This is a genomic window from Putridiphycobacter roseus, from assembly GCF_003234935.1.
Taxonomy (GTDB): domain Bacteria; phylum Bacteroidota; class Bacteroidia; order Flavobacteriales_D; family Crocinitomicaceae; genus Putridiphycobacter; species Putridiphycobacter roseus.
On record NZ_QKSB01000011.1, the window covers coordinates 55978 to 79845 of the forward strand.

General features: G+C 33.0%; 22 protein-coding genes. 9 read left to right on the forward strand and 13 right to left on the reverse strand.

Annotation, left to right across the window (positions count from 1 at the left end; genetic code table 11):
- Positions 1–6: 6 nt before the first annotated feature.
- From DNU06_RS17870 to DNU06_RS14465, 6 genes are all read right to left on the reverse strand, one after another.
- A complete protein-coding gene (locus tag DNU06_RS17870) occupies positions 7–168 on the reverse strand; it encodes a hypothetical protein (protein ID WP_158526908.1) in 162 nt (53 codons plus the stop codon).
- Positions 165–602: a hypothetical protein gene (locus tag DNU06_RS14445; protein ID WP_111064206.1), complete on the reverse strand. Its 438-nt coding sequence runs from the start codon at positions 600–602 to the stop codon at positions 165–167. Before DNU06_RS14445 ends, DNU06_RS17870 begins: the two co-directional genes overlap by 4 nt.
- Positions 599–1306: a hypothetical protein gene (locus tag DNU06_RS14450; RefSeq protein WP_111064207.1), complete on the reverse strand. Its 708-nt coding sequence runs from the start codon at positions 1304–1306 to the stop codon at positions 599–601. The genes DNU06_RS14445 and DNU06_RS14450 overlap by 4 nt, the downstream gene beginning before the upstream one ends.
- 330 nt (positions 1307–1636) lie before the next feature.
- Positions 1637–1822: a hypothetical protein gene (locus tag DNU06_RS14455; RefSeq protein ID WP_111064208.1), complete on the reverse strand. Its 186-nt coding sequence runs from the start codon at positions 1820–1822 to the stop codon at positions 1637–1639.
- Positions 1823–1874: 52 nt separating this feature from the next.
- Entirely contained in the window at positions 1875–2552 is a 678-nt protein-coding gene (locus DNU06_RS14460; RefSeq protein ID WP_233503045.1) for a LytR/AlgR family response regulator transcription factor, read from the reverse strand.
- Positions 2553–3584 (reverse strand): sensor histidine kinase, encoded by a 1032-nt coding sequence (locus tag DNU06_RS14465; RefSeq protein ID WP_111064209.1) that lies wholly within the window; start codon positions 3582–3584, stop codon positions 2553–2555. It abuts the gene before it with no gap.
- 187 nt (positions 3585–3771) lie between these two features.
- Between DNU06_RS14465 and DNU06_RS14470 the strand changes: the two genes are divergently transcribed.
- Complete coding sequence (locus tag DNU06_RS14470; protein WP_111064210.1) at positions 3772–6135, forward strand: TonB-dependent receptor domain-containing protein; 2364 nt, start codon at positions 3772–3774, stop codon at positions 6133–6135.
- A 61-nt stretch (positions 6136–6196) separates the two neighbouring features.
- Here DNU06_RS14470 and DNU06_RS14475 read toward each other — a convergent pair whose 3' ends face one another.
- Positions 6197–6844 (reverse strand): hypothetical protein, encoded by a 648-nt coding sequence (locus DNU06_RS14475; RefSeq protein WP_111064211.1) that lies wholly within the window; start codon positions 6842–6844, stop codon positions 6197–6199.
- 146 nt (positions 6845–6990) lie between these two features.
- Here DNU06_RS14475 and DNU06_RS14480 point away from each other — a divergent pair, with 146 nt between their 5' ends.
- The 6 genes from DNU06_RS14480 to DNU06_RS14505 all read left to right on the forward strand — a co-directional run bounded on the left by DNU06_RS14480 (position 6991) and on the right by DNU06_RS14505 (position 17007).
- Complete coding sequence (locus DNU06_RS14480; RefSeq protein WP_111064212.1) at positions 6991–8835, forward strand: cytochrome-c peroxidase; 1845 nt, start codon at positions 6991–6993, stop codon at positions 8833–8835.
- 93 nt (positions 8836–8928) lie between these two features.
- Positions 8929–12486, forward strand: coding sequence for an alkaline phosphatase PhoX (locus DNU06_RS14485; protein WP_111064213.1), 3558 nt, complete (start codon positions 8929–8931; stop codon positions 12484–12486).
- Positions 12487–12548: 62 nt separating this feature from the next.
- Positions 12549–13451: a leucine-rich repeat domain-containing protein gene (locus DNU06_RS14490; protein ID WP_111064214.1), complete on the forward strand. Its 903-nt coding sequence runs from the start codon at positions 12549–12551 to the stop codon at positions 13449–13451.
- 180 nt (positions 13452–13631) lie between these two features.
- The gene (locus DNU06_RS14495) at positions 13632–15863 is read left to right on the forward strand and encodes an NADP-dependent isocitrate dehydrogenase (RefSeq protein ID WP_111064215.1); all 2232 of its coding nucleotides are present in this window, start codon (positions 13632–13634) and stop codon (positions 15861–15863) included.
- 110 nt (positions 15864–15973) lie between these two features.
- Complete coding sequence (locus DNU06_RS14500; protein WP_111064216.1) at positions 15974–16309, forward strand: PadR family transcriptional regulator; 336 nt, start codon at positions 15974–15976, stop codon at positions 16307–16309.
- Entirely contained in the window at positions 16309–17007 is a 699-nt protein-coding gene (locus tag DNU06_RS14505; RefSeq protein WP_111064217.1) for a hypothetical protein, read from the forward strand. Before DNU06_RS14500 ends, DNU06_RS14505 begins: the two co-directional genes overlap by 1 nt.
- 22 nt (positions 17008–17029) lie before the next feature.
- Here DNU06_RS14505 and DNU06_RS14510 read toward each other — a convergent pair whose 3' ends face one another.
- Entirely contained in the window at positions 17030–17401 is a 372-nt protein-coding gene (locus DNU06_RS14510) for a globin domain-containing protein (RefSeq protein ID WP_111064218.1), read from the reverse strand.
- Positions 17402–17501: 100 nt separating this feature from the next.
- On the opposite strand from DNU06_RS14510, the gene DNU06_RS14515 reads away from it, so the two are divergent.
- Positions 17502–18689 carry an OmpA family protein gene (locus tag DNU06_RS14515; RefSeq protein WP_111064219.1) on the forward strand — a complete coding sequence of 396 codons (1188 nt, stop codon included), beginning with the start codon at positions 17502–17504 and terminating at the stop codon, positions 18687–18689.
- A 7-nt stretch (positions 18690–18696) separates the two neighbouring features.
- On the forward strand, positions 18697–19377 hold the full coding sequence (gene tsaB / locus DNU06_RS14520) for a tRNA (adenosine(37)-N6)-threonylcarbamoyltransferase complex dimerization subunit type 1 TsaB (RefSeq protein WP_111064220.1): 681 nt from the start codon (positions 18697–18699) through the stop codon (positions 19375–19377).
- Here the strand turns inward: tsaB and DNU06_RS14525 are convergent.
- From DNU06_RS14525 to DNU06_RS14545, 5 genes are read right to left on the reverse strand one after another with little or no spacing between them, the layout of a single operon-like run.
- On the reverse strand, positions 19369–19749 hold the full coding sequence (locus DNU06_RS14525; protein ID WP_111064221.1) for a DUF423 domain-containing protein: 381 nt from the start codon (positions 19747–19749) through the stop codon (positions 19369–19371). The two genes, tsaB and DNU06_RS14525, sit on opposite strands and share 9 nt — an antisense overlap.
- A gap of 1 nt (position 19750) precedes the next feature.
- A complete protein-coding gene (gene recN, locus DNU06_RS14530; RefSeq protein ID WP_111064222.1) occupies positions 19751–21403 on the reverse strand; it encodes a DNA repair protein RecN in 1653 nt (550 codons plus the stop codon).
- Between the two features lie 12 nt (positions 21404–21415).
- Positions 21416–22318 carry a type IX secretion system protein PorD gene (gene porD / locus DNU06_RS14535; RefSeq protein WP_111064223.1) on the reverse strand — a complete coding sequence of 301 codons (903 nt, stop codon included), beginning with the start codon at positions 22316–22318 and terminating at the stop codon, positions 21416–21418.
- Positions 22315–23511 (reverse strand): bifunctional phosphopantothenoylcysteine decarboxylase/phosphopantothenate--cysteine ligase CoaBC, encoded by a 1197-nt coding sequence (coaBC, locus tag DNU06_RS14540; RefSeq protein ID WP_317048249.1) that lies wholly within the window; start codon positions 23509–23511, stop codon positions 22315–22317. The genes porD and coaBC overlap by 4 nt, the downstream gene beginning before the upstream one ends.
- A gap of 14 nt (positions 23512–23525) precedes the next feature.
- Positions 23526–23867, reverse strand: coding sequence for a DNA-directed RNA polymerase subunit omega (locus tag DNU06_RS14545; protein WP_317048250.1), 342 nt, complete (start codon positions 23865–23867; stop codon positions 23526–23528).
- Position 23868: the final 1 nt, after the last annotated feature.

Sequence of the window (23868 nt, forward strand, 5' to 3'; positions counted from 1 at the left end):
ACTTTTTCAATGGCCTTTTGAAAACGTGTCTTTATATGTTTTTAGCAATAAGGTATCATTAATCAAAATTTCATAATACCCATTCTCTTGTTCAATAATAAACTTTATGGTTCCCGTTTGAGCATGGGTTATTACAGAGAAAAGAAATAAAATACTTAATAATTTCATGCTACCACACAATAAGTTATTTTACCATAATTTGCCACTCCTCCTTCAACGTTAAAGTAAGCATTAAAACACCTCTCATTTTCCTCCTTGTGTATTCCATCCAATTTAACTGAAAAATACGGGCTATTTTTGGTTTTCACAACCTTCACGTACGAATGAGGTTCAGTTGATAAATGACTGATTTTTATAGAAATAGTAAAAGAATTTTCTAACAAATAGCTATTTGTTATTTCAAATACAATTGTAAGATAATAATAATCATCAAACCAAGTACTATAGTCTTTTTTAGCTTTGTAAAACTTAAACCATTCTCCATCTATATTATTCTCTAGTCCATCTATCAATGCAAATTTTGAATTTATTTCCAATGGTTCAATATCTTTTAAACATGACTGAAAGGAAAGACAGATAATTAATAGTACTAAAAACTTCATAATTTTAAATTTAGACCTAACCCATAAGTAGTTGGATAAATTGATAGTTTTAGTTCTCCAATTCCGAAAGGACTTACTGGCTTGAATTTACCAGGTTTCTTGTAAAACTTGTGAAATAGATAAGTAATACCGATATTACTCAACAACATTGCAGAACTTGCAAATACAAGTGCTACATATTGTCTCCTTCTTTTAATATATTGAGCAGAAAGAAAGTCAAAACTATGCTCAGTCTTTGCCATAAAATTTAGGTCAAGTGATGAAGTATAAGCATTACTTAAGTTGGAAATGTCAGAATAAATTACTTTCGCTTGCTTGAATTTAGTATATGTTAAATAGCTAACAATTCCCGTTGGAATGTATGTTACAAAAAGTAAAGATTTTCTAATGGTGTATTCAATTCTATCTTTTTTATTTTGAGCAATTTTTGGATTTACTTTTACATTACTGTACTGATACAAATTATAAGAACTTGGATTTACCAAAATAGAATCGGTTTTTAATTCTAAACCTTGAACCCAAATTTCAATTTTATGCCGTCCTTCAGTTAAATAAAAATTCTTTTTATCATATATGTCTGCTTCATCTACTCTAATTTCAAAAACGTCAGCGCTCGGAAAAATGAAGTGGACAGCAATTGAATCCTGTGAAATTCCCTTAAAAGAAATTAAAAATAGCAAACTAATGGATAGAAATTTGAACATAAATATTTAATAATATGCAATATACGAAAAGATTGATACTTTCCAGCAAATGCAAGTATTTTCTGATTTTGAATATTATCATGAATAAATTATATCGATAACTTAATGGATTATGTTAACAATATCTAACTAAAATGACTACTTCCCAACCAACAAAACCAAATTAGGACTTCTGTATGTATAGATTTGTTCATCTATTAGTGGATAGGTCCCCGTTTTGTGAACCCCCCTTTAAGTTTAAATGTAGATGACTTAAATAATTAAAGTGCTTTATGTTTAGAGTTTGAAGTTGATAAGAACTGTCATGTGTATTGTAATTGGAAACAAATTCTAACTTCCTTCTCCATCCAAATTTTGCATATGGAATGTAATTGAATCATTGATATAACAGCCTAAAGTATTTTGTCCGTCCGTCGTGGATTCAGGCAATGTAATATCTGCATATTGTTTTTCACATGAAATACTTATGGTGCATAGGATTAAGATTGTTATGGTTGTCAATAACTTGTTAGTCATGGAGTATAGATAGTTTTTTTAATCCGATTTTTAAAAGAGATAATTAAACCCGTCAACCCTTGATGTAATTGGCTAAAAACTGTTCCTTATATACGCGTCCAATTGGAATTATTTGATTGCCTTCAAGATGAATTTGCTTTCCTGATACCTTTTCAATTTTTGAGACATTGACTAAATAAGATTTGTGTACACGTATAAATTGAAATGGCTTTAGTTTTTGTTCCCAATACGAAAGTGTTTCGGAACTTAAGTCTTTTTTTGTCGATTGATAAATTTCAGTATAATCCATGTCCGATTTAATAAATACAACGTCATTACTATTGATCGAAATGTAATCGTGTCCTGATTTAATGAAGAAATTTGAGTGATTGACGTTTTTCCTTTGATCCATTACTTTTTCAATGGCCTTTTGAAAACGTGTAAATGAAAAAGGTTTGACCAAATAGTCCACTACATTTAATTCGAAACTTTGAACTGCATAGTCTGAAAAAGCAGTAGTGATTATCGTAGACGGAGATGTTGTTAGGTCTTGTAAAAAGTCAAGGCCTGAAGTCTTGGGCAAATGAATGTCTAAAAACATCAGGTCAACCGTCTGTTTATCCAAAAAATCCTTTGCGTGAATAGCGTCATTAAAAGTGCCTATTAATTCAAGATTGTCCAAGTGAGCAATATAATTTTTTAGTACCCGCTGGGCGGGCGCTTGATCTTCTATGATAATGCACTTAATCATTTAGTTCTTCAAATTTAAAGTCAATGTTACCTTGTAAATGTTGTTTTCTGTATTTATTGTTAGCGCATGTGCGTTCGGGTAAATAAGTGTCAACCGTTTTTTTACATTCTCCAATCCAATGCCTTGCGGCAATGAGTTGGTGTTCGATTGTACTGAAAAGTTGTTTTCACAGGTAAACAATAATTCTCCTGAATCACTTAGTTCTATGGAGGTGGCAATGTTAATATTGTCAGTTTGACTGGCTGCACTGTGTTTAAATGCATTTTCCACAAAAACTGATAATATTAAAGGCGCAATATTGTAATGGGTTGAATTGCTGGGCTTGGTAAAATGAACTGTTCCTCTTTCTTCAAATTGTAGCTTACTTAAATTAACGAAGTTTTCGAGGTGAATCATCTCTTTTTCTAATGACACATAGGCTGCTTGACATTCGTATAACATGTATCTTAAAACGGCCGAAAGTTCGAGTATAATATCTGGTGTCTTGCTCGACTTTTCCAAAGCGTAAGCATATAGGTTGTTTAAATTATTAAATAAAAAATGAGGATTAATTTGAGACTTTAAAAATTGAAGTTCACTTTCGTTGACAGCGAGTTTTAACTGCTCTAATTCTTTTTGTTTTCTCAAGGCATCCCAAGCAAACTTAAAACCGGCAATAATGGTTATGGTGGGCAAGGCATCCGTCAATCCGATAAATATCCCCGGAAAATGAGATCCTTTTGTTTCGGGAAAGTAAATTCTTTCTATTATACCTTCCTCAATGAAGATTACACATGTGATCACAAAAAGAACTAATAAAGAAAATAATAAGTACTTCTTTCGGTATAAAAATTTAGGCAATAAATAATAATTGATGAAATATGCGGCAACTAAATAATTGATAAAACATGCGATTTTTGCGGGTTCAAGATTAAAGCTTCTTTGTCCATGCTTTCTTTCAAATGCATAAAAAATGAAAACAATAATTGCCAAAGCAAGCTGAAATAGAATTTCAAGTAATAAATTATTGGTTTTCAATTTTTGAATACGCATCTCACGAAATTAAGTAATATTCTTATTGACTAAAAATAAAAACTGCTAAACGTCAAATTCTGCACGTTAAACTACTTTTTCAATTAAAAAAAAGGTTGTTGAAGGTATAAAATATGTCGTTTGCCAAAACGTATTTTTAAAAGAGAAGTAAAGTAGCTTTCTTTGTCATTTGAAAACCATACTTAACATGAATAAAGTAATCTTTGTCATTTGTTTCTTGTTTGCTTCTGGCCAACTCGCTGCTCAAAATATTACCATAAGAGGAACTGTGTTTGACGCGAAATCAAATGAAGCAGTACCTTTTGCGAGTATTGCTGCTATAGACAATGCCACTGCAGAGGTAATTGTAGGTACCACCTCTAAATTAGATGGTAGCTTTGAATTGAAATTAGATTCAATAGGTTTTTATGTTGAGGTTAGATTTGTAGGGTATGCCACAAAAAAGATTACATCCTTTAATAGTGTTGAGGGGCAAATTGAATTGGGTAAACTTTTGCTAGAAAAAAGTAGCTTGAGCCTGAATGAGGTCGAGATTGTAGCCGAAAAATCAACTGTTGAATTTAAATTGGACAAACGGGTTTTTAATGTAGGGAGTGACATCAGTAGCTCAGGAATGGGTGCCCTAGAAGTACTCAATAATGTACCTTCTGTAAATGTTGATATTGAAGGAGCAATTTCCTTGAGAGGAAATTCTGGCGTGCAAATTTTAATTAATGGTAAGCCTTCTGTTTTAACCGACGAAGGCAGTAATGCCTTGGGGACAATTACTGCAGATATGATAGAAAGCGTAGAGGTGATTACCAACCCATCTGCAAAATATGAAGCAGAAGGTTCTGCTGGAATCATTAATATTATCATTAAAAAACAAGAGAAAAAAGCATTGAATGGTTCTATTTCATTAAATACTGGCTATCCAAATAACCACAGTGTTGGCTTAAGTTTAAATCAAAGGACTGAAAAATTTAATCTCTTTGCACAATTGGGTGCTGGTTATAGAACACGACCTTATAATTCGCATACCATTAACCAAAGTTTGGTCGATAATTCCTTGGTAGAAAGTCTAGGTGAAGAATTTAAAAATGAAAACTTTTACAATGTAATTTTAGGCACTGATTTTTACATTAATGATTTAAACGTGATTACACTGACGGGGAATTTTGCTTATGAAATAGAGTCTGAGGAATCCGCCTATGATTTTACCTTATCAAATGGAGATGGTCAAATTGAAAGTGAATACCAACGTGCGGGTATTACTACAGCGACTAATCCTAAATATCAATTCGATTTACAATATGCCAAAGAATTTAAAAATAACAAAGACCACCAATTATTATTGAGTACTACGGGGCATTTTTTCGGAAAAGATCAAGCCTCTGCGTTTGAAAATGTATTAAATGTTGGTAGTTTTTTACCTAGTGACCAAAAGATTGAAACTGATTTTCACCAGGCGGATTATGCGTTTAAACTCGATTATACGAATCCAATTAGCAAAAAATTCACCTATGAGGGTGGGGGACTTTATGAAATCAATGATATTGGAAACGATTATAAAGTTTTTGATAATGAAAGTGATTCTTGGGTGGAGAGTATTGATCTAAGTAATAATTTTCTATATATCCAAAAAGTACTTGGTGTATACTCTACTGGATCAATTCAATTGGATAAGTGGGGATTTAAAGCGGGATTAAGATTGGAGAATACAGACTTGGAAACGGCTTTAACTACCACAAATGAATATCATTCATCTAACTACACAAATTTATTTCCATCAGCCCATGTCTCTTATAAAATCAGTAAAAGGTATTCTATGCAAGCAGGTTATTCTAAAAGAATTTCACGTCCTCGAATGTGGGATTTAAATCCATTCTTTAATATACAAAATTCATATAGCATAAAGAAAGGGAACCCAAATTTAGCACCTGAATATTCCGACTCTTATGAGTTAACCAGTATTTTTATTTTAGATAAACTTTCTTTGAATGCAAGTTTATATTTTTTACATACCGAAAATGTAATGGAACAGGTTACTTATTTTGAGGACAACATTAGTACAACAACACCAGAAAACATTGGTGTGAGAGATCAAACAGGTTTAGAGTTTAATGCCAAGTATAAGCCTTTTAAATGGTTTACTTTGAGCGGAGATTTTAATTATGGGTACTTTAACCGTGTAGGTACATTCGAATCACAAGTGTTTGATTTTAATGGTGACAAATGGTCTTCGAAAATGACAGGTAAGTTTAAAGTGTCCAAAACAATAGATTTTGAATTGACCGGTAATTACCAATCTACTTATAAAACGGTTCAAGGGATTACTTCAGGGTTTTTATATGGGAATTTAGGACTTAGAAAAAAGCTATGGAAAGGTAAAGGGGTGTTAAACTTTACGGTACAAGATATTTTTGCTTCAAGGGTTCGCGAAAGCACGGTAAGTCAAACTGATTTTTATTATTATAGTATCGGTAGTAGAGGACGTTTTTTTACTTTGGGATTCAGTTATAGTTTCGGAAAAGGTGAAGCCATGACTTATTCAGGTAGTAGAAGATTTTAAAAAAAAGCAGATATGCATGCATATGTGCTTTTTTGCTTCATAGGGTTAGTATGTTCGCAGTTTAATTTTTTGCTTCAAATTCGTCTAAAATAAAATCTTCACCGTCCAACCAGTATTTCGAAGTGGTTAATTTAAAACCTAATGTTTCAGTTTGCTCTAATTGCCAAATGATATTTTCTGCTTCAACAAATTCAGCTGTACTTGCCAAAGAATTGTCAAATAACCTTCTCAAAACAGAATGCTCTGATAAGCCTGGTCGCAATAGTTTTAATAAACTCGACTTATTGAAGGTAGTAATTGACTTATCATTTTGTTTGACTTCAAATTCAATAATGCTTGCTTTGGAATGCGGAAACTTTCCATTGAATGCTTTGTACAATAGTTGATTAATTTCAAATAACGCAAAGTGAAATGAAATGTCTGCATATTCTTGAGATAAATCTTCTACAATCATGTCATGGGCCATTTGTTCGATTTGGCCTTTATTCAAACGATCAGCAAATTTATAGGTCAACAAAATTTTTGCAGCCTCAACAGTATCTAATTCTGTTAAAGCCATAAATAAAACTTCTTGTATATCATTGTCAGACAATCCATCCATGTCATCAATTTCACAAGCTTCAAGTAAGTTTTTATAATCCGTTGTAGTCCAAAACCCACTGATATTGTCGGTTGTTTTGATGCTGTTTAGACTAACTGTGTAGTTCATTTTCGTTTATATTAATTTGTTTTTTCAATCTTTTGACGTAATTTTTTTACCAAGTCACATTTTTTATTTCACAAAAGCATAAAGATTCATTAACATGCTTCCTTATGAACTTCGACTAGTTTTGTTCATTGAATTAAAGCAAGCAAATGAACTACCATTTTTTTTTAAAAATATCTGTCCTAATTGGTCTGTCCTTCATGGGTATTTTATATTCTTTTAAAGACAATAAGCAAGCTGCACCTGAATTGGCCATGAAATTCGATCTGACGGAATTAAAAATGAAAGCAGAGGAATTGTCCGCAGTTGCAAATGCATTTAAGTTAGGTAAAACAAATGTGGCAAACTTAAAAAGCACCTTGTTGAAAACGAGAATGGCTTATAAAAGAGTTGAATTTGTATTGGCTTATTTTTATCCGTCTTTTACAGAGGCACATATTAATGGTGCACCTTTATTACATACGGAAAATGGCGGGGAGAATGCAATTTTGTCCAAGCCTGAAGGTCTGCAAGTATTGGATGAATTAATCTTTAGTGCGGAATTAATGGCGCAAAAGTCCCAAGCTTTTATTTTATCAAAAAAGCTGGAGGGTAATATTATAGAATTGAAAAATGGTGCAAATATTATTGTTGATCAAGGTAGTCAAATGTTTGAAGCTTATCGGCAAGGTTTGCTTAGGATTTTCACCCTTGGTGTTACAGGTTTTGATACTCCTGGTTCTCTCAATGCAATTCAGGAATCTAAAGTTGCATTGCAGGCTATTTATGAATCCTGTAAATATTTTATTCAACCCGACAAATGCCAAGGAAAAATTGTAGATTCCTTATTTCAAAATGGACTTGTACTGTTTAATGCCCAGGTTGATTTTGAAAACTTCGATCGCTTAACCTTTTTAAAGTCGTGTATCAATCCTTTATATAAACACCTTCTATTATTAAAAAATGAATGGGGTTATCAAACTGAAAGCTCTCACTTGAGTGCTCGAAATGTGAATAGCCAAAGCATTTTTGAAAAAGACTTTTTGAATCCGTATTATTTTACGGAATTAAAAGAAGAAGAAGATAGTCCTGCGTTAATGGCTTTAGGAAAGTCTCTATTTAAGGAGCCTATCATTAGCCAAAATCAAAAAATGGCCTGTATTTCGTGTCATCATCCCAACAAAGCTTTTACGGATGGTCTGCCTAAATCAAACAGTAATGTATTTGGTAAAGTAGTATTGAGAAATTCTCCTACCTTAATTAATGCGGTGTTATCTGATCGGTATTTCTACGATTTAAGGGCTTTTACGCTCGAGCAACAAGTAGAACATGTAATTTATAATGAAAAGGAATTTAATACGGGATATGGTAATATTATAAAAAAACTGAAAGGAAAGAAAGAATATAAAACCGCCTTTAAAACTGCCTTTGGTACTGGGGAGATATCTAGGGTAAAAATAGTAAAAGCACTAAGTTCTTATATCACTTCTTTGGTCTCTTATAACAGTGAGTTCGATCATTACATAAATGGTGAAAATGAAAATATAAAAACCGAAGTGAAACAAGGATTCAATTTATTTATGGGTAAAGCAAATTGTGGGACATGTCATTTTCCACCAACTTTTGCTGGTTTAGTCCCACCTTTATACCAAAAAAATGAAAGTGAAATTTTAGGAGTATTTGAAAACCCTAAACATATTCCACTTAAAATGGATGCCGATTTGGGTAGGTACAATAACAGTGTGTTAAGTGAAAAGTCTTGGATTCATAAAGGTTCTTTTAAAACTTCAACGGTCCGTAACATTACATTAACCTCTCCATACTTTCATAATGGGGCTTTTTCTACCTTAGAAGAAGTAATGGATTTCTATAATAACGGAGGTGGAGATGGGGCTGGATTAGAAGTGATTAATCAAACGTTGTCGGGTGATTCATTACATTTAAATCCACAAGAGGTAGCAGCTGTAATTGAATTTTTACATGCCTTAACAGATTCAACTGTCCTTAACTTATGATTTATTTTTTCTTAAGGAAAGTATCATATTCCCTAAATATACTTCCCGTTTTTTGCCTTTAGATTTGTAGCAGAATTAAATCTAGAAACGAAAATGAAAAAAAAATTACTGGTGTTATTTTTACCTATCGCATTATGCTTTTCAGGTAAGGTAATTGCACAAAATCAAACAATTAATGCTACTATCCTCAGCTCATCTGATGATGCTGAAGAAGAAATCCTAGGAGGTGCTATGGATTTGTCAAGCTCTGACATTGAATTTACCAATGATGGAGGAACGGAACAGATTGTAGGTTTGAGGTATGATAATCTGAATATCCCAAATGGTTCTACTATTATTAGTGCTTATATTCAATTTACAACGGATGAAATAACCACGGGGAATCAAGTGGATGTAGTGATGGCTTTTGAAGATGTTGCGAATGCATCCGCTATTACATCTGGAAACGGTGACCTTTCAGGAAGAACTTATTTTGGAACATCTAATGCTGTTTTATGGACTAGCATTCAAGATTGGGCAACTGTTGGGGCGAATGGACCGGCACAACAATCCCCCGATTTAGCAGCTATGCTACAAATTATTGTAAATAAAGCTGGTTGGTCTGCTGGAAATGCAGTTTTGTTAGGTATGGTCGATCCAGCTGTAATGAATGTACCTGGTTATACAGGGAATACAGCAAAAAGAACTGCCGAAAGTTATGATGGTTCTGGTGGACCAGTTTTACACATTACTTATATTCCTTCAGCAGATTATCAAACTGGTAATTTTCCAGTACCTACTGCAGCAGCATGGAAATTTAATGATTTAGGAGTTGACTTAACTGCGACAAACTGGACAGGAACTAACTATGACGATACTGCTTGGGTTTTTGGAAATGGTATTTTAGGTTATGGAGATAGTCCAAACACTACTTTAAGTTACGGTGCAGATCCTAATAATAAATACCCGACTTATTATTTCCGTCATATATTTAACGTATCTGATGCTTCTATTTATGACTCATTAGTATTTAATTTATTAGCAGATGATGGCGCTATCGTTTATTTAAACGGAACAGAAGTGTATAGAACAAACTTGCCTGCTACAGGAGTTACTTATAATACTTTGGCACCAAACGTTATTTCAGGCGCAGATGAAACCACTTATTTTGAAACGAAAGTGAATAATACATTGTTGGTAAATGGAATCAATGTTGTGGCAGTGGAACTACACCAAAATACACTCTCAAGTTCAGATTTGAGTTTTGACCTTTCATTAGGGTATGAATTGCCACCGCTTTCTGCTACCACTTATCCTATGGCTGAAAATGGTGCATGGCACTATTTAGATAACGGTACTAGCTTAGATGCTGTTAACTGGACTGTTGGTTCTTTTGATGTTTCTAACTGGGAACACGGTCCAGCAGGACTTGGTTATACCAATACAAATGTAGTGACTAACTTATCTTTTGGTCCAGACCCATTAAATAAGTATATAACTACTTATTTTAGAAGGGATATTGATATTGATTTAGCGCTTTTACCAGATTCAGTTCAATTAGGCTTGTTAAGAGATGATGGTGCGATTGTGTATATTAATGGGGTTGAAATTAGAAGAGATAATTTAGCCGCTGGTACAATTAGCGCTGCAGATACAGCTTTAGTAACTGTAAGTGGAAGTGACGAAACTCATTTTTACACCTCTAATTTTAGTAAAAATCTATTTGTGCAAGGCGTAAATACTATAGCAGTAGAATTACACCAAGCAACTTCAAATAGTTCTGATTTAGGATTTGATATGTTTTTGAAAGATGCTCCTATTGTAAATCCTCCCGCGCTAGGTTGTGCTGGTGGGTTAGATGCACATATCGGATGTTTTACTTCAATTACACCAACTGGCCAAACTTCAAACTTGATTATTCCAAATGGCTCTCACCGTTTTCAAGCTATATTCAAACAAGGAGATGCTTATTTGGATAGTGTAAATACAGTGCCAGGAAATCACGATTTTACCGCTTATGTGGGGAAAAATGGAAGTTCAGTGATTGGGCACCTTTCCGTAAATCACGAAAACACACCAGGTGGTGTTTCTATTTTAGATGTACATTATACCGACTCTACTAAACTATGGTCAGTAGATACAATCAAAAAAGTAGACCTTTATAACAGTGATTTAGTAACAACAACTAGAAATTGTTCTGGTGGAATTACGCCATGGGGAACTATTCTGACTGCAGAAGAAAGTACAAACTCTGGTGATGTAAACGGAGATGGTTACGAAGATGTTGGCTGGCTAGTGGAAATTGATCCTGAAACTGCAATGGTTCGTTCTTATGGTAATGGCATGCAAGAAAAACTATGGGCATGTGGTAGAATTTCACATGAAAATGCATTAATCTTAAATGATTCAATTACCTTATATACCGGTGAAGATGGTGGCTCAAGTGCTGTTTTTAAATTTGTTGCTGATAACCCAGCTGACTTAAGTGCTGGAACTTTGTACGCTTTGGTATTGGATGCACCATTAATTAATAATGATCCTTCTTCTACTACTGCTACATGGGTTCAAATACCAAATACAACTACTAGTGATAGAAATAACACAAGAACTTTAGCACAAGGCTTAGGTGCTACAAACTTTAATGGGGTAGAAGATATTGAAGTGAACCCAATTACAGGACAAATTTATTTTGCCGCTAAAGGAAAAAGTAGAGTCTATAGATTTACCGATAATGGTGCAACTGTTGCTGACTTTGAAACTTTTGTTGGCGGAACGGATTATGTGTTAAATACTGAATCTGGTGTTTATACTGAACCTTGGGCAAATGGGAATGATAATTTAACTTTTGATGACCAAGGGAACTTGTGGGTATTGCAAGATGGTGGTTTAAATTATATTTGGATGGTTAGACCAGACCATACACAAGCAACTCCAATGGTGGAATTATTTGCATCTTTTCCAGTAGGTTCTGAACCAACAGGCTTGACTTTTTCTCCGGATTATAAGTTTGGTTTTGTATCTGTTCAACATCCTAGTTCTTCAAATACAGCGCAACAAGACGCTACATTGAATAATATCGCTTTTGATAAGTCTACTACTTTTGTTTTCTCAAGAGATGAGTTTTTAGGAGCACAAGAACCGATTGCTGGTTTTACCACCGACAATACTACTATTTATGAAGGAAACACGGTAACATTCACCGATACAAGTTTAAATTACCCAACTTCAAGATTGTGGTTGTTTAATGGAGGTACACCAACTAATTCTACCAATAAAGTAGAAACAGTGACCTTTAATACTGCTGGTGATTATGACATAGAATTGTATGTGTCAAATGTTGCTGGTAATGATACCGAAGCTAAAGTAAATCACATTACTGTACTTGATCCGTTAGGGTTAGATAAAACTGTATTCTCAAATACTTTGCGTGTTTATCCAAATCCAACGGCTGAAATTTTAAATGTTGCATTAGATTTAAAAGGAACAGAAACAGTAAGTATTACATTGTTTGATTTAAGTGGGAAATTAGTCGCTAATTTAGTGGACGCTTCTACTGGAACGGATAAATGGAGCTTCAATTTAGCTGCCTTCGGGACAAGTAATCAATCTTTAATTCTTGAAATTAAAGTGGATGAAAATAGAACAACTAAAGTGATTCAATTCAATAAATAATTGAATTGATAATAACTAGTGCCGGGTGTATTTAATGCATCCGGCACTTTTAATTTACCATTATGAAAATAACGATTATATTTTTAATCTTGTATAGAATAAGCATTTGTGCCTTCGCTCAAAATGCAAATGCGCATGTAATTGTGTATACAGATATAGAGACCGCCTTATTGGATGAAAAAGCACAACAACTTAATTTAAGAGATCAAAAAATATTTGACATCCATTCCAGTATTAAACAATTAAATGGTTTATTGTTTTTGAATTTAATGAATAATAATTTGGAGAATTTAGACGAAGAATTATTTACGCTTAAGTTTTTACAAGTTTTAAATCTCCAAGGTAATCGCCTAAAATATATTCCTGAAGCATTTAATAAGCTAAAGGATTTGATTAGATTAAATATAGCAGAAAATGAAATACAGGACCTGCCAAATGCTTTCCAAAACTTGACCAAGTTAAAGTATTTACATGCCTATAAAAATAATATTACCATAGTAAATAACGGTATCAGTAATTGTAAAAGTTTAAAAGTATTGGAGTTAAATAATAATCAAATTAGTGTTTTGCCAAAGAATTTTAATAAATTAAATGATTTGGAAATCTTAAACTTGGCCAATAATCAATTCTATGAAATTAATCCGAATTGGTTTCACCTCCAACACATCCATACTTTAAATCTTTCTACTAATTATTTAAAAAAATTAAACTTAGATTTTAAAAAAATGAAAAGTTTAAAATCTCTAATGCTCGCCAATAATTTCTTAAAATCTTTGCCTGATGATTTGAATGTATTACATAATTTAGAATTATTAATTCTTTCAAATAATCAAATTTCATGTCTGCCCGAAAATATAAAAGGATTAAAAAGCTTAAAAACGCTTATTTTAAAAGGGAATCCAATAGGTGTAAAAGAACTGAATAGAATAAAAAAATCCTTACCCAATTGTTTGGTGATCATTTAAAAAAGATGTAAATTAACATTGCTGTATTAAAAAATATCACTTTTTAATAAGATGATATATATCAATAATTAAAATCTATACTTTCTTTTTAAGCAATCATAAATTTATTAAATTTGTCCTGCTTTCAAAACATAATTCATTTTGTGTTTTCTATTTTTTAATCAATTAAATCTAATCAGCATGAGCGAGCAAAAAGCTAAAATATTTTATACAAAAACAGACGAAGCACCTGCTTTGGCAACCCAATCCTTTTTACCAATAATTAAAGCCTTTACTGGGCCAGTTGGAATTGAAATTGAGTTAAAAGACATTTCTTTGGGAGCGAGGATATTAGCCGTTTTTGCTGCGTATTTAAAAGATGATCAAAAAGTAGAAGACGCCTTAAAAACGTTAGGAGATTTGGCGAAAAGACCAGAAGCAAATATTATTAAGTTACCTAATATTTCTGCATCAGTTCCCCAATTAAAAGCAGCGGTTGCCGAATTACAAGCTAGTGGCTTTGCTTTACCTGATTATCCTGAAGAGGTAGAGTCTGAAGAAGATAAAAAAGTAATGGCCTTGTATGGAAAAGTAAAAGGTTCTGCTGTAAATCCTGTATTGCGTGAAGGTAATTCTGATAGAAGAGCACCAAAAGCAGTAAAGAATTATGCCAGAAATAATCCACATAGTATGGGGGCTTGGTCAACAAGTTCTAAAACGAATGTGGCAAGTATGCAAAAAGGAGATTTTTACGGCAGTGAAAAATCAATGACTTTTAAAGAGGCGGATGATGTGAAAATTCAATTGGTAGAAGATAATGGAAATGTAAAAGTTTTAAAAGCTTCTACACCACTTTTACCTGGCGAAATTATTGATACTGCAGTATTACGCAAAAAAGATTTAATTGCATTTTTAGAAGGCGCAATCGAATTAGCGAAAAAAGAAAATGTTCTTTTTTCTGTGCACTTGAAAGCAACCATGATGAAAGTGTCTGATCCAATTATTTTTGGACATGTGGTTAAAACTTACTTTAAATCTGTTTTTGAAAAAAATCAACAAGTATTTGATGAAATTGGCGTTGATGTAAATAATGGCTTTGGAAATCTATTGAGTAATTTAAAGGAATTACCTGAAGAACAAAAAGCCCAAATTGAAAGCGAGTTAAAATTAGCGCTTGAAAATGGTCCTGAATTAGCCATGGTCGATTCTGATAACGGAATAACTAATTTACATGTTCCTTCTGATGTAATTATAGATGCTTCTATGCCTGCTATGATTAGAAATTCAGGTAAAATGTGGAATAAAGAAGGAAAAGCGGAAGATACTTTAGCGGTTATTCCTGACCGTGCTTACGCAGGAATATACCAAGCAACCATTGATTTTTGTAGAAAAAATGGTGCTTTAGATCCTGTAACTATGGGTTCTGTTTCTAATGTAGGCTTAATGGCTCAAAAAGCAGAAGAATATGGTTCTCATGATAAAACATTTGAAATTCCTGAGAATGGAAAAGTACAAGTGGTTAAACAAAATGGAGTGGTAGTATTGGAACAAGATGTTGCAGCTGGTGACATTTGGAGAATGTGCCAAGTGAAAGATGCACCAATTCAAGATTGGGTGAAATTAGCTGTAAATAGAGCAAAAGCTACCCATGTTCCCGCAATATTTTGGTTGGATAGTAATAGAGCACACGATACACAATTAATCGAAAAGGTTAATCTTTATTTAAAAGATTATGATACAAAAGGATTAGATATTCAAATTCTATCTCCAATTGATGCCACTAACTTTTCACTAGAAAGAATTGTAAAAGGGTTAGATACTATTTCTGTTTCAGGAAATGTATTAAGAGATTATTTAACGGATTTATTTCCAATTTTAGAAGTTGGTACCAGTGCTAAGATGTTATCTATTGTTCCTTTAATGAATGGTGGTGGCTTGTTCGAAACTGGAGCTGGTGGTTCTGCACCAAAACATGTACAACAGTTGTTGGCTGAAAATCATTTGCGTTGGGATTCTTTAGGTGAATTCTTAGCATTAGCGGTTTCTCTAAATCATTTGGGTGATTTTGCAAATAAACCAAAAGCAAATATTTTAGGAAATACCCTGGATGATGCAAGTTCTAAATTATTAGAAAATGGTAAATCACCTTCTCGAAAAGTGGGAGAATTAGACAATAGAGGTTCACATTTTTATCTTGCAATGTATTGGGCTGAAGAGTTAGCGAATCAAGATTTAGATGCTGATTTAAAAACAAGGTTTGCTATTATTGCTAATCAATTAAAAGAAAATGAAGCGAAAATTGTAAAGGAATTAAATGAAGTACAAGGTAAGCCAGTAGATTTAAAAGGTTATTATTTTCCAAATGATGCTTTGTCTGCTAAAGTAATGCGTCCTAGTGCAACTTTAAATGCCATTATTGACGGGATTAAATAAAAGCGTTTAAATAATATATAAATGTATAAAGCCACAATTAATATTGTGGCTTTTTTTATGTTTCTTTATGCTTACCTAATCTGCTTAGGTAATATTTACTATATTTGAATATGGCTAACTCTAAATTGCTTACGGGAACTTTGCAAACTATAGTACTAAACTTATTGAAAGAAAATGGTAAAATGTATGGGTACGAGATGACTCAAAAAGTGAAGGAATTAACCCATGGCGACTTTAATTTGACGGAGGGAGCATTGTACCCTACTTTACATAAATTAGAAGCAAAAGGACTATTAACAGTTACCCTTTTAAATGTCGAAAATAGAAAAAGAAAATATTACACTTTAACGAAAAAAGGAGTGGAGGAACGTGTTCTTCTAAAAGCGGAATTAGAACAATTCATGCAATCTATGCAAGTATTAATGAATCCTAAAATCCAATTCTGATGAGAAAATTAACGACCGAACAAATTGAAAATTTGTATGAATTCACAGCCTCTCATTATGTAGAATGGTATGATTTACAAATCGAATTAGTGGATCACTTAGCAAATGATATCGAAGAATCTTGGGCCGATAATCCCAAAATGAATTTTGAAGCGGCTAAATTAAGTGCATTTAAAAAATTTGGTATTTTTGGTTTTGGCGAGGTGGTGGAAAGTAGATTGAATTCTTTAAACAAAAAATATAACCGAATGATGTGGGACTTATTCTTGGCTTTTTTTAAAATCCCCAAAATTTTAATGCTACTTTGTTTATATTCCTTCGTTTTTTATGGCTTTGAAAAAATAGGGAATTCCAAAGGATTGCTCCTTGTTATTTTAATAGCTTATACTTTGTTTTCAATTTATCGCTTGTTCCAATTGAAAAAAGGAATTAACAATAGGTTTAAACTAACGAATAAAAAATACCTTACAGATCACATATTGTTGAATTTTACGAAAATTGGATTTGTGTTTTGGTATCCTGTAAGTTTCGGCTTTAATTGGGATAAAGTAGAACAATTTTCTATTGGTCAGAATGCAGTAATAGCTTTGTTTGTCGTAATTATGATGCTTTTTGGATGGATTGGTTTGGTGAAAATCCCCAATAAAATGGATGAATATATGGCTGCCATGTATCCTTCATATATAATAAGTACCTAAAAATTAAAGCCTGTAATTCTTTTTAACTATTCACCATGTGTTGTGCCAATTTAGGGAAACAACTATATAAGTTAAATTTATTTCTATCATCCCAATCTAGCTCTTGAATGGCTTCTTTCATACATCTTAGCCATTCATCCTTTGCCTCATTCGTGATTTTATGTGGGAAATGTCGCTGTTTCATTTTTGGGTTGCCAATAGTTTGAGTATATAAAGCCGGACCACCTAAAAATTGGGTTAGGAATAAATGCTGTTTATGTTTTATTTCTTCTTTTGGCGCCCTTGAAAATAATGGTCCAATAATTGAACTAGCAAATACTTTGTCATAAAATTTGTCGAGTAATAAGGTAAGTCTTTCTTCTCCTAAAATTTCGTAAAAACTTGTTTCTGACATAGATTAAATGTAAAATGAAAATACTAAGTCGATATAGGATGTAACCTTATCGATAGATTTTAAGTAATAAACAGTAAAGTTAACCCTAATATAATAAATTATGAAATTGAAGAATACTTTCTTTATTGCATTTGCACTCATGATGGGAACCTATGGAATCAGTCAAGAAATTGAAAATTTTGAATCTTCAGTTGCCGATTGTATTGGAGCCGTAGAAGTAACTAATTTTGATGAATCAAATATTCAATTGCCAGGTAATTTTGGACGTGTAAGAGATTTACAAGCTATCATGCCTACTGTTTACGAAACAAATACGGTTTGGTTAAGGTTAGAACCTACTCTAAATGGTGAGTTCGGTTTTGAAATTTCTTCTGAAGACAATATTAATTTCAATTACTTTTTGTTTAAGGATTTAACGGGGAATATGTGTGGGGATTTAAGCAATGGAGATGTTTTTCCAATCCGACAAGATAGCTCACTATCTATGAAAACTAAAGGAATTAATGCAGATACAAAGGGCGAATCGAAAGTTTTAAAAAATATTGTGAAAACAAAGTATAATGATGTATTCTACTTAATGATTCACTCCAGCTCTAAATTACAAGGGAATTTTAAAGTAAAATACTTTAGGACTGGTGAAGTGGTTGAATTGGAAGAAAATATTCAAGACTATAAATCGAATCCGAGATATAAGACTGTTCGAATTAGTGTAAGAGACAAAGAAACGGGGGCGCCTGTGGATGCAAATGTAAATGTAAATGGATTAAGGATTGATGAAAAACTATTCCAAGGTTCTGATTTCTTATTTGATGCAACCCCTTCTAGATATGTTGAGGTAATTGTAAATGCAAAAGGTTATTTTTTAGAAATCAAAGGTTTGAAGTTCAATGCAACTAAAGATTCTGAAATTGTGGTGGAAATTGAAAAGTTAGCGCCGGGTAAATTATTAAAAATGGAAGGTCTTAGATTTGAACAAGATTCGAAAAACTTCTTACCGGTTTCAAAAATTGCCTTAAAAAGATTACTGGATTTTATGGTTGTAAATAATGATATCAAAATTGAAATTCAAGGACATGTAAATGCGCCTGGATATGGTGCTAAAAGAAGAGTCAGAAAACTTTCGGCTGAAAGAGCAAAAATGGCTTATATTTACCTCGTAGAAAATGGTATTTCAAAAAATAGGGTTTCCTACGTAGGGTTTGGGAACACAAAAATGATTTATCCACATCCAACAAGTCCTGAACAAGAAGACGCGAATAGACGCGTGGAGATAATGATTATTGAATAAAAAACGAATGGCTTTAATTTTAAACCTTGAAACTACCACCAAAGTGTGCTCTGTTTCTTTGGCATTGAACGGTATAGAAATTGGTAAAATAGAAAGTAAAACAGAGAATTTTTCTCATTCTGAAAACCTGAACAATTTTATTGTCGCGTTAATGAATACTACTGCTTTTACTTTAAAAGATCTTGATGCAATTGCAGTAAGCGAAGGTCCTGGTTCTTATACAGGTTTAAGAATAGGTACTTCTACCGCTAAAGGATTGTGTTTTGGTTTAAATATTCCCTTAATAGCCATTAATTCTTTAGCTGCACTCGCACAATGTGCTAATAATAATGAGGTAGCACTGTTTTGTCCCATGTTCGACGCTAAAAGAATGGAGGTTTATGTTGCTTTGTTTGATGTCGATTATAAACTCGTTAGCCCGGTTGAAGCGAAAATAATTGAAGCAGATGCCTTTTCAGAATTTTTGGAAAATAAAAAGGTTTTATTCCTAGGACCAGGTGCTGAAAAATGTGATGGAACCATCCAGCATGTAAATGCTATTTTTGATTTGGAAACAGAAGTATCCGCAACGGGCATGAATAAATTATCGTTTGATAAATTTCAAAACAAAGACTTTGTAGATGTGGCGTATTTTGAGCCTTTTTATTTAAAAGATTTTATTGCAGGTAAACCTAAAAAGTTACTTTAATCTTAATAATTTAATTCCCAGTATTCCCCAAGCTATAATCATTAATAGTCCGCCAACTGGCACAATGTGGACAAAACTTTTTAAAGCCGGAACGATTTCGTGAAAGACATAAATAAATATATTACCTGAAAATAAAATGGTGCCGCTAATCAATAACCCGTAAACCCATTTTAAATTTACCTTTAATCTATTGTCGTTAAGCCCTAATATGAGTAAGCCTAATCCAGAATATTGTAAATAGGTAACCCCTTTTTGAAAAGTTGCTATTAATGCTTCGTCTACTATTTTTTCTAAACTATGGGCAGCCATTGCACCAAGTATGATTGCTAAAAATATAAAAAAAACACCAGTGGTTACTATTCTCTTTTTCATCTTAGTTTAATAGGATTTTAGCATTTTCTATGGCCTTGTCTGTAATCGTCTCTCCACTCATCATTTTTGCTATTTCATGGATTCTTTCTTCTTTGTTTAAGGCGACTACTTTGGTTGTGGTTCGATTATCCTCTGTAGATTTAAAAACATGGTAATGCGCTTTAGCCTTACTGGCAATTTGTGGTAAATGTGTGATGCTTATAATTTGAGTGTTCAATCCCATATTGGTGAATAAAGCTGCCATCTTGGATGCTATTTCACCCGACACGCCGGTGTCAATTTCGTCAAAAATTAAAGTAGGTAATTTTTTTATTTTGGCAGTTAATTTTAATATTGCCAACATAATTCTAGAAAGTTCACCACCAGATGCTGATTTGGAAATAGGTAAGAATTGACCGCCTAAATTCGTTTTAACTAACATCTCTATATCATCAAATCCATTTTTATGAAGTTCTGTAACCGTATTTATGTCAATTTTAATGGCAGCATTTTCCATTCCCAAATCTTTTAGTATTGCTTGGACCGCAATTTCAAATTTTGGTATGCTCTTTATTCTACCGTCATGGATTTTAGTAGCTGTTTTTTTTAAAGCAATGGTGATGCTTTTTATCACAGCTTCTAATTTTTCTATGTCGGTAGAAACACTTGAAAAATTTTGTATTTTATCTTCTAAGGATTGTTTGATCTCTAATAAGGATTCTCCTGTATTTACATTGTGCTTGTACATTAACCCATTGATTATTTCAATCTTTTCTTTGATTGCTTGGGCTTTCTCTTGATCTATTTCATCCGCATTTAATTCATCTTCTACACATGCTTCAATATCTTTCAATTCTATTTCAACAGAAAGTAAACGGCTTTTTAAAGCTGCGTAACTGGTAGATAAGTTTTCTATTTTACTCAGTGCTTCAATGCCTTTTTTAGTTTCAAAAATGGGAGAACTAAGTTCAGCTTGCATTAGGTCCATCACTGTGCCTAATTGGTTTTGTATGTGTTCCCAGTTTTCCAGTTTTTCATGCTCCTTGAGTAACTGTGGAATGTCTATTTTTTCTAAATTAATTTTTTCAAACTCTTCAAATAAAAATAGGGTATAGTCCTCTTCTTTTCTGTTCTCAGCTTCTTGTTGCATCAATTCTTTTAATGCATGCTGGTGATTTTGTAAAGTGGTGTATTCTTTTTGATAGGCCTGCACTAAGTCAAGGTGATTGGCGAAGATGTCAAGATTTATTAGCTGATATTGTTTGTCCAACAAATCAATTGTTTCGTGTTGGGTATGAATATTTATTATTTTATCCCCTAAACTTTTTAAGGTGGCTACATTTGTAGGGGTGTCATTAATAAACAACCTAGATTTACCTTGTGGGTTGATTTCTCTACGTACAATACTAAGGTCGTCATAATCTATATTCCAATTTTCGAAATCTGCTTTTAAATCAAGTTCTTTTATATTGAATTCTGCTTCAATAATGCATTTTTGTTCGTTTCCTTTTAATGCACTATGATCCGCTCTTCCTCCTAACAAAAGATTTAAAGCTTTTAATAATATTGATTTTCCTGCACCCGTTTCTCCTGTAATGGCTACAAAACCATTTTCAAATTTAAGGTCCAAGTTATCAATCAGTGCGAAATTCGAAATGATTAACCGGTTTAACATAATATTTTGGAATTATAAAATACTTTCGTATTTGGATGCATTGATAGGATCTAGCCTTTTTAATATATTGACTGCTGCATTTTTCACCCCATTGTCTGCTTGTGAAAATAAGGATATTAATTCTGTCGATTTTGTATTAAAAAATACTTGCAAATTAACCGATCCAGGTCTTGATCTATTTACACGGTCTAATGCGTTAATGCTTTGAAGAATTACTTGTCTAGCTTTTTCAGGATCAGAATACATCACGTCAAAACCTAGTCTATGGTAATTGTAGTAGGTGGCTCTGATTGGTTCGAACAAAGATTGCAGTGCGTTGTCAACTATATAATAACGTGTATCTCTAGATCCTTTTTTATTTGGATCCCAGTCGGAAGAGGTTAAGTGTTGCGCATTGTTTGCTACTTGTTGGGCTTTTACAAAATAAGACGTGCCACCTTTTAATGAAAAACTATCATAATCATATCCCAATACCATGTAAGCATAAAAAGCAAGTATGGATGTTAAGTTTGATCTAAATCTATCTACAGAAAATAATAGAGCCGTATTTCTAAGGTAAACGATATCAAAGTTTTTATCAATATGGTTAAAAGTTGTGGTGTTATAACTAGTGTTGTAAACTGGTCGTGTAGACTGTATTTGAATTTGTCCACTAAAACCATCTGTTCCGTTTTTAGCGGTAATTGTAATCAATATACTTACATTTATTCTTTCTTCAATTTCAAATAAATCATCAGTCCATACCGTCGTATTCATGAATTCTGTAATGTTATTTTCTAAGTCAGAAAATATTTCTTTATCGTTTGCTGTCGCAGAAAAGTCAGGTGTACTTGTAACGGTTACTTGGCAATTTAATTCTTGTCCAATTACTAAATTGGTTAGTATAATGAATATTGAAAAAATAAGTGTTTTCATGCAGTAAAATCGGTTTCAATTTCATTGAGGATATCTTTAGCCATCAATGATTTTTGTTTTAACTCAAAATTAATTAAAATATTGTTCGGTTTAATAAAAGTAACCTTATTCGTGTCGTATCCAAATCCAGCATTTTTATCTCTTAATGAATTCAAGACAAGTAAGTCTAGATTTTTCCGGTCTAATTTACCTCTCGCATTTTCAATTTCGTTGTTGGTTTCTAAGGCAAATCCAACTAAATATTGTTTGCTTGTTTTTTGCGTACCTGCCCAAGCTAATATGTCTGGGTTTTTTACCAAATCAATCGACATTTCATCTGATTTCTTTTTGATCTTTTCTATTGCCATATTTGCAGGTCTATAATCAGCAACTGCAGCACTAAATATTCCTATAGATGAATCGGACCAGTTAGCTTGAACAACTTTAAACATATCTGCAGCTGTAGTTACACGTATAACGTTTACTGCTGGATTTAACGGAGAATGAATGGATGGTCCAAGCACGAGTGTAACTGCTGCTCCTCTGTTGGCACATTCATCTGCTAAAATTACACCTGTTTTTCCACTAGAGTGGTTACCAATAAATCTAACCGGATCAATAGACTCATAAGTCGGTCCACCTGTAATCAATATTTTTTTTCCCTTCAAATTACTTTGGATGCTAAAATGGGCTACAATTTCAGCTGCAATTTGTTCCGGCTCTTCCATTCTGCCTTTTCCCTCTAAGCCACTCGCTAAAGCACCTGCAGTAGGGGCAATGATTTTATTACCGTAAGCACTTAATTTGTTCAAGTTTTCTGTGGTAGAACCATGTTTAAACATGTCTAAATCCATAGCGGGTGCCACCCATACCGGACAACGCGCAGAAAGATATGTCGCCAACAATAAATTGTCCGCTTGTCCACTCGCGAGTTTGGATAGTGTGTTTGCTGTTAATGGTGCAATAATAAATAGATCTGCCCACAACCCTAACTCTACATGATTCTCCCATTCTCCATTTTCATTTTTAACAAACTCAAATGAAACTGGATTTTTAGAAAGTGTAGCTAGTGTAAGTGGGGTAATAAAACCAGTAGAGGCAGGAGTCATGATTACTTTGACTTCTGCCTCTAATTTGATTAATTCTCTTACTAATATTGCAGTTTTATAGGCAGCTATGCTTCCTGTTACCCCTACCAATATTTTTTTACCCAATAACAATTGAATAATTATTTGGTAGCTACATCAGCACCGTTTGGATCTTTTAAATACATTTTGTTTTCAATAAATTCTTGAATCGCAATCATTGCTGGTTTTGGCAATTGCTCATAAAATTTAGAGATTTCAATTTGCTCTCTGTTTTCAAAAATTTCTTCCAAATTATCAGTAGTTGAAGCAAATTCAGCTAATTTTGCTATTAACTCTTCCTTCACTTCTGAACTAATCTGATCCGCTCTCATTGAAATCGCAGCAATAGATTTGTAAATGTTTCCAGTGTGATCATCTAAAAATTCTACATCTCTTGTGATGGTTGAACGCTCAGCATTTGTGTTTTTGTAACTTATACTCATT